The 2,309-nt window shown below is 38.8% G+C and carries 3 protein-coding genes and 2 tRNA genes; 1 reads left to right on the top strand and 4 read right to left on the bottom strand.

All coding sequences use genetic code 11. The features are described 5' to 3' along the window. Position 1: 1 nt before the first annotated feature. The 3 genes from G9F75_RS19650 to G9F75_RS19640 all read right to left on the bottom strand — a co-directional run bounded on the left by G9F75_RS19650 (position 2) and on the right by G9F75_RS19640 (position 974). Positions 2-75: transfer RNA gene (locus G9F75_RS19650), tRNA-Arg, on the bottom strand. Between the two features lie 32 nt (positions 76-107). Then, positions 108-182: transfer RNA gene (locus G9F75_RS19645), tRNA-Gly, on the bottom strand. Between the two features lie 582 nt (positions 183-764). Beyond that, the gene (locus tag G9F75_RS19640; protein WP_021494575.1) at positions 765-974 is read right to left on the bottom strand and encodes a LexA family protein; all 210 of its coding nucleotides are present in this window, start codon (positions 972-974) and stop codon (positions 765-767) included. Between the two features lie 327 nt (positions 975-1,301). On the opposite strand from G9F75_RS19640, the gene G9F75_RS20230 reads away from it, so the two are divergent. Beyond that, on the top strand, positions 1,302-1,490 hold the full coding sequence (locus G9F75_RS20230; protein ID WP_021494573.1) for a hypothetical protein: 189 nt from the start codon (positions 1,302-1,304) through the stop codon (positions 1,488-1,490). Positions 1,491-1,667: 177 nt separating this feature from the next. Here the strand turns inward: G9F75_RS20230 and G9F75_RS19635 are convergent. Beyond that, positions 1,668-2,309, bottom strand: a 642-nt coding sequence (locus G9F75_RS19635; protein WP_167409329.1) for a tetratricopeptide repeat protein, incomplete at its 5' end; no start/stop codon positions are given.

Genomic DNA, 2,309 nt, shown 5'->3' with positions numbered 1-2,309 from the left:
GCGCGCCCGAGAGGAGTCGAACCCCTAACCTTTTGATCCGTAGTCAAACGCTCTATCCAATTGAGCTACGGGCGCAATCAATTTCACAATATCCCGTTGGGATAAAATGGAGCGGAAGACGGGATTCGAACCCGCGACCCCCACCTTGGCAAGGTGATGTTCTACCACTGAACTACTTCCGCAAGTAAAAATGTAATGTACAGCCAGAATACAGCATCAGATAACCAAAAACTGTATTGTTATTTATTCAGTAAAACTCCAAACGGTATAACCCGCAGACTAATCTAAAGCATACTGTTCATTATGACAAAAGTAATTATATCAAGGTTTTGATAAAAGTCAATACCGTTTAACAATTAATTATGTTAATCTCTTTTGCATCCTTGAAGAAAGGCTTCATTAGAAGACGCGCTAAATACCTATACCTTAACTGGTACAATCAGCAACAGATTTTTACTGAACTAAACAAAAAATAACAGTTCCATAACATGCGGAAACTGCTTCAGATCAACGTATTTAGATAAGCTTCCAAGCGGGCTCGAACCGCTGACCTCTTCCTTACCATGGAAGAGGTCAATTAAAGTCTTAGAATTATTTAAAGGGATATTCCCTGTTATAAAAGGGTTTCGTTATATGTGTTAATGTTTTAGACAGTTTTAAAATGATCTCGTACAATTTAGTTCGTCCCCAATTCGTCCCCCACTCAAGATAAGACGTTTGGAGCCGGTCAAAAAAAAGAGCCCTTACTTATCCAGGGCTCTTCCTTATAATAATTTAATTGTCCGCGGTAATCCTTCTTGCCATGTTACGTAATTCTTTTCTCTTAACCTATCCAGCAGCCCCTTTACCGAACTGGTGGACCGCAAACCAAGTTCCTCCATTAACTCCCGATGTGTTGGGGCCACTCCATACTGATTTAAGAAATTCGATATCGCGTTTAAAGCATCTTCTTGCCTTTTTGTAAGATTACGCATGATTGCTGATTCCCCTTCTATAATTAGAGGGGGCCACAGCGAGAATATTATCCATCCTGAAAGTTTTTGTCTGTCTACTTTTAAAACAGAACGCACGAATGTATTGATTCTTGATTTGGTGTACTATGATTGCTCTCTTCGATATTGTCCCATCATTCTTTATGTAGATCATGTCCAGCGTTGATTTTTCATTTAATGAGCGGTTTAACAATGAATGCAAGCTGCGCCCCCTCCTTCTTTACTAGTATTTTATACGAACCTTTGTTCTATATCAAGTTGAAAAGGGAATGTTTGTTCTGGTATTATTTACTCGAGGAGGTATTTCGAATGAATGATTTCGAGCGGAAAGTGTACCGGATAATCTTTAACATGACCCAATTCGGGAAAAATCCCTCCTTGGATGAGTTGAAGAGGAAAACCGGTAAAGATGAACAGACTATACGTGAAGCGGTCAAGAGCCTTATGCGGCAGCGGATGTTGAAATGGAATAAGAAAAAAAACAGATGGGTGTTTTGAATGCATTATAATGAAGGAACTAAAAAAAGCCTTTCCCGAAGAAAGGCGTAAGTTGTTCAAGTTTGAAGGCGATCTGAAGCTACTTTGATTGTATCTTGTGCTTGTTTTTCTACTGAGTTCATACCCAACCCACATACTAAAGTCAATGACAGACCCAGGACGATGAAAATGCTCTTTTTAAAATTCATACAGGCACTCTCCCCTTTGAATTTGTGTTTGCGTATCAACCATTTTCTTATGATAAAAATAAGAATTCTCAAACTCCCTTGAATCTGCGTAAACAGATGCAGTTTCGCAAGCAATATCTTCAACATATGAGTAATTCTTATTCTTCTCCAGATACTCAATTGTTTCATTAACTCCCTGTTGATCCACTGCATCCACATAAAGAGCCTTCAGATACCCCTGAAGATTTTCGAAAAGCTTATCGCCTTGGTACACCGCGGCCGACAAACCTTTTTTGCTTGCTTGGATACCCTCAGCCATTTTCCCCTGTTTAAAGAGGAATTTTGCATAAGAAAATAAAGAGTGTGGCAAGTTGCTCAGTTTTGCTTTTTCGGTTATCTCTACTGCTTGCCTTAAAAATATCTCAGCCTTTTCATAGTCGCCCCTATCTCCGAAATTTGTACCCAAATTATAAAGAGCAGAACTAATCAATCTCTTATTATCTAACTCTTTTGATAATTCAAGAGCCTTTTCAAGATGCGGCTGACTCTTCTCATAACGCTTAAAATCAATATAATTCCCTGATATGACAAATAGACATTGAATTTTCCGGACCTTATACAACTCATACTGATCGTAAATATCGAGCGCTTG

The sequence above is a fragment of the Bacillus sp. EKM208B genome (assembly GCF_011800725.1).
GTDB lineage: Bacteria > Bacillota > Bacilli > Bacillales > Bacillaceae > Bacillus > Bacillus velezensis.
This window is presented reverse-complemented; position numbering and strand designations above follow the sequence as displayed.